Source organism: Algoriphagus namhaensis (assembly GCF_042649705.1).
In the GTDB taxonomy this organism is placed as follows: domain Bacteria; phylum Bacteroidota; class Bacteroidia; order Cytophagales; family Cyclobacteriaceae; genus Algoriphagus; species Algoriphagus namhaensis.
Genome location: NZ_JBHRZS010000003.1, coordinates 1 through 4,138, shown reverse-complemented (window position 1 = coordinate 4,138; position 4,138 = coordinate 1). Strand labels below are relative to the sequence as shown.

5 protein-coding genes are annotated in these 4,138 nt (G+C 39.0%); 1 reads left to right on the top strand and 4 read right to left on the bottom strand.

Going from position 1 to position 4,138, the window contains the following annotated elements; genetic code table 11:
• Nucleotides 1–374: 374 nt before the first annotated feature.
• Nucleotides 375–974, bottom strand: coding sequence for a hypothetical protein (locus ACFOSV_RS01830; RefSeq protein ID WP_377902797.1), 600 nt, complete (start codon nucleotides 972–974; stop codon nucleotides 375–377).
• A 65-nt stretch (nucleotides 975–1,039) separates the two neighbouring features.
• Nucleotides 1,040–1,609 carry an outer membrane beta-barrel protein gene (locus ACFOSV_RS01825; protein ID WP_377902795.1) on the bottom strand — a complete coding sequence of 190 codons (570 nt, stop codon included), beginning with the start codon at nucleotides 1,607–1,609 and terminating at the stop codon, nucleotides 1,040–1,042.
• A gap of 133 nt (nucleotides 1,610–1,742) precedes the next feature.
• Between ACFOSV_RS01825 and ACFOSV_RS01820 the strand changes: the two genes are divergently transcribed.
• Nucleotides 1,743–3,362, top strand: a complete 1,620-nt coding sequence (locus ACFOSV_RS01820) for a helix-turn-helix domain-containing protein (RefSeq protein WP_377902793.1) — start codon at nucleotides 1,743–1,745, stop codon at nucleotides 3,360–3,362.
• 221 nt (nucleotides 3,363–3,583) lie between these two features.
• Here ACFOSV_RS01820 and ACFOSV_RS01815 read toward each other — a convergent pair whose 3' ends face one another.
• Nucleotides 3,584–3,748, bottom strand: a complete 165-nt coding sequence (locus ACFOSV_RS01815; protein WP_377902791.1) for a hypothetical protein — start codon at nucleotides 3,746–3,748, stop codon at nucleotides 3,584–3,586.
• 79 nt (nucleotides 3,749–3,827) lie between these two features.
• On the bottom strand, nucleotides 3,828–4,138 hold a 311-nt coding region (locus ACFOSV_RS01810; RefSeq protein WP_377902789.1), incomplete at its 5' end, for an OmpA family protein.

Below are 4,138 nucleotides of genomic sequence, written 5' to 3'. Positions count from 1 at the left end.
TCCACAACATAAAGAAAAGAGTATTTCTTTTGCTATTCTGCACCTGTTAATAAAAGCTATACAGTTGGGTAAAAATCTTATCATATAATCATGCTTAGTCCAAGTGCTCTTCAAAAAGGACTAAATTCAAGCTCTAGCTTAACTTGAATTTAGTTTAATAATTTACGAAACACAAAATGACTTCGGTTCAAAATGGTAATATTCTGTAAAATAAGGCAATTACAGTGATTTTCGAACAGTTATCCACATCTAAGGAACATCTATTCTAGTAGTGAAAAACATGAATTACAATTTCTTTCCTATTAGAAACTATCCATGCCTAAACTGTAAAAACGGTCCTAAAAAAAGTTATCCACAATGTTTAAATCAGTAATTCAAAAAAATTTTCTCTCCTGATTTTCTATATCCAATAACTTAAGAAGTCGATCTACATCACCGCTGTATACTTCAAGAGTTGAAGGATTTGAGGGATAAGTTTCCCCATCAAATTTTACTAATCTATTTTCGCTCCCACTGTAGATGATTAGACTGTTCCAACCATTAGAAGTCTCCTGGTCTACATAAAAAGGATAGTCTGAAACAGAAAATTGGGTTATCAAATCTCCGTACCCATTGGTTAGGAGCACAGTACAACCACCAGACCCACAAAAATAAGGTCCAATCAATCCTATCAATATCTCTTTCTTTCCATCATTATTTAAGTCAACTTGATCATAAATGAACTGTCTACCAATGGAGTCAATTTCCAGCTGATCCAGATCTTCCTTAAATAAGTCGTTCAAAGTCAATCTGATCAAACGTTGAATATTATCCTGATCATCCTGAGTATAAGCCTTAATTTCCTCAGTTGATTCTGTTTCGTCTTCGGAAACTACATTCATAGAATCAACCCCGCTGTTGTTTGATTCCGTTGGACTAGCACATGCAGCAATCAAGAAAAGGCTAGAAAGGAAAAGAATCTGTAAGTATTTCATGACTCAATATTTTTAAGAAAAAAAAAGAGGATAATGATTATCCTCTTTTCATGATTAGTCAAATTTTAGAATCTAAGACCTGCAGTCCAGAAAATACCTCTGGTTTTTCCAAGATCAATTTGGTCTATGTCGGTCTGAACATTTGAAAGTGACCACTGATATGTCCAATCAAGATAAAAAAGAGCAATGTCTAGCCCAACCCCAGCGAAAACACCCCACTGTGGAGACTCAACCATATCCTTGTCTAAGAAATCACTATTGGTTCCGGTAACTAAAAGTGCTGAACCACCGCCAAAGACTCGAAGACCGGCAAAAGAATCAGCATTACCCAAAACATCTAAGCCTACCGCGACTGGTATACGGATACCATTATACCTTGCATCCGTTACTGGCATGTTTCCTACAGGCTGTACTTCAAATGAATTCGTTTGATAAAACAGACCAGGCTCGAAATATAGTTTTTCACCAAAAGCTACTGATGCACCAATTTGCCAACCGAATTGACCCGTAGCATCTAGCCCATCACCAGTGATGTTCGTGGTGTTTACACCGACCCCCGGCTTAACTTGCGTTTGTGCAAAGGCCTGCGATCCGACAAATGCAATTACTGCTAGACTCAAAAGAAATTTTTTCATTTTTTTGTGGTTTAATTGTACTCAAATTTGTTAAAGGCCATTCATTTTTTTAACTAGGATACATATATTATTTATAACATCCTCTGTTTTTTTTATTAAAGCTGTTATTTTGAAATGTAATTTTTATGGAAAAATGAAAAAAATCATTTCGATTTATCTGCTTCTGAATGTTTTTTCAAACAGCTTTGGCCAAGACACACTCTTTGTAGCCAAGCACCACTTTGAGAGCGCAGTACAAAATGTATTTGACGCAAATGGCGCTATTTATGCAAAAACCGTATCTGGTCTTTATCAATTTAGAGACGAAGGAGATTGGGAGCCAATAGATCTTCAGTTTTCAAAACCCTATGTTTTTTACAATGAGAATTTCTATGAATCAGACTTTATTCCAAAAGTGGAGTTGTTTGATGCAGACCCTATGAAAGAACTGATTCCTTTAAAAGGTTCTTTTATTGCTACAGCCGCTGCCACAGGTTCAAGACTATTTGTGGCCATCGGTAGCGCCCTTTTTGAATACGAGATAAGGAGACATTATTCAAAGTCCTATCATACTCTTTCGATCCGAGATATCTACATAGAAGATAGTCTGAAAGTGGTGTCCACTTACTCTGGAATATATGTAAATGACACGCTGAGGCCAGAGCTCCCGGAGTATTCAAACGGCCCATTACAAAAAATAGGTAATCGCTTTTTTCTTTCATGGGATGATTTGGCTGAGTTTTTTCCCCCAGACTCTCTCCAAGCAATCCCTTCAGGAACCAGTTTGTTTGCAGGAAAGGCTAGGAAACTCATCTCTCTAAACGAAGAGCTATATGCTCTAAACACGAAATCTGTAAGCAAGGTAAACTCTGAATTCAGTCTGGAACCGATTCATCAAGGGTTGGACTATCTTGATTTGGAATCTTTCGGTACATCTTTAATATTCTCTACCAGCCAGGGAATCAGCTTTCACTGGACAAACGGCATGGTCGATACTTTGGCCGTTTTACCTTCTAGAATAAAGGATATTTATACGGAAGGAGCGAACATCTTTTTAGCATCAGACGCCGGAGTCTATAGTCTTCGAGGCATTGATCCTAGCACCCTCGAGCAAATCTCTACTACCAAAAATAATGTGATGACCCAAATCGATGACTTGGGTAACTTCTGGATTGCTTCTGAAAATGGGCTCTTTGTTTTAACTTCTGAATACCCAGAACCCATACCCATTATCACTGGTGTAGAATTCAACAGGGAGGCACTACTTCTTAAAAATCACATTCTCTATGTAGGCGCCGTTAATGGACTTTATGAATTAGATACTTATGAATTAGCCAAATCCTATATCCCCAACAAAATCAGTAGCCTAAGTATCACGCCTTCAGCATTCGAAAATTATGGAGTTCTAGGACTATTAATACTCGGCTTCTTACTAGGTCTCGGTTCTTTTTGGCTCTATTTCAAAAAAAGAAATAAGATCTTCCCGAGGGATGAAAAGGAAAATGAAAGTACTTGGCAATTGTCAAACATTGAACACATAATTAGGTCAGAAAACATTCTGACGGTTGATTCATTAGCAGCCCACTTTGAGACGAATACCGTTCAGCTTAACAGAAACTTCAAAAAACTTGGGACCACTCCAGGAAAGTTTCTAAAAAAGATCAAGTTAAAGGAGGCAAAAGAGTATTTAAAATCCGGAGTTCCTTTGGAGGAAATATCCTCCAAAATTGGTTATTCGGTTAAATTTTTAAAGCAAGAGTTGAATATTGATTGACAAGCGACCCTAAAATTTATTACGATATCGTCACCCCCCGCGACTTAGAATCAAAAGAACAAATGCCTCATAAATACTGAATTCAATCAATTATTAGAGAAGGCTGGCTATTAATCATTCACTTTCAGATTCAAGTCTATTCTTGATTTGGTATCCCAAAACCAAAAAAGGCTTCTGCGCATTGCAGAAGCCTTTTCTTTATCTAGTTTCCTGATGAAGGACTACTCCTCCATGGTATCTACTTTCTTCTTTCTACCGGTGTAGCTGAAGGAGGACTTGCCTACTCGCAACTCGGTACGTCTGTTCAGCTGATGCATTGCTGGTGTACAGGTCACCGAGTTACAGTCATGCACCGGACGGGTCTCCCCAAACCAGGTGTCTTCCATTCTTCCGTCTTCTACGCCACNAAAAAAGGCTTCTGCGCATTGCAGAAGCCTTTTCTTTATCTAGTTTCCTGATGAAGGACTACTCCTCCATGGTATCTACTTTCTTCTTTCTACCGGTGTAGCTGAAGGAGGACTTGCCTACTCTCAACTCGGTACGTCTGTTCAGCTGATGCATTGCTGGTGTACAGGTCACCGAGTTACAGTCATGCACCGGACGGGTCTCCCCAAACCAGGTGTCTTCCATTCTTCCGTCTTCTACGCCGCGGTTTCTCAGGTATTCCTTCACCACTTCTGCTCTGCGCTCTGACAGGCTCTGGTTGTACTCATCGCTGCCTCTTTGGTCAGTATGGCCCTCGATATACAGCATCAGGTTCGGCATTCTGTTCAGCA

Coding starts and splice junctions, on each gene's coding strand:
- ACFOSV_RS01830 (WP_377902797.1), bottom strand. CDS start 974: ATGAAATACTTACAGATTCTTTTCCTTTCTAGCCTTTTCTTGATTGCT.
- ACFOSV_RS01825 (WP_377902795.1), bottom strand. CDS start 1,609: ATGAAAAAATTTCTTTTGAGTCTAGCAGTAATTGCATTTGTCGGATCG.
- ACFOSV_RS01820 (WP_377902793.1), top strand. CDS start 1,743: ATGAAAAAAATCATTTCGATTTATCTGCTTCTGAATGTTTTTTCAAAC.
- ACFOSV_RS01815 (WP_377902791.1), bottom strand. CDS start 3,748: ATGGAAGACACCTGGTTTGGGGAGACCCGTCCGGTGCATGACTGTAAC.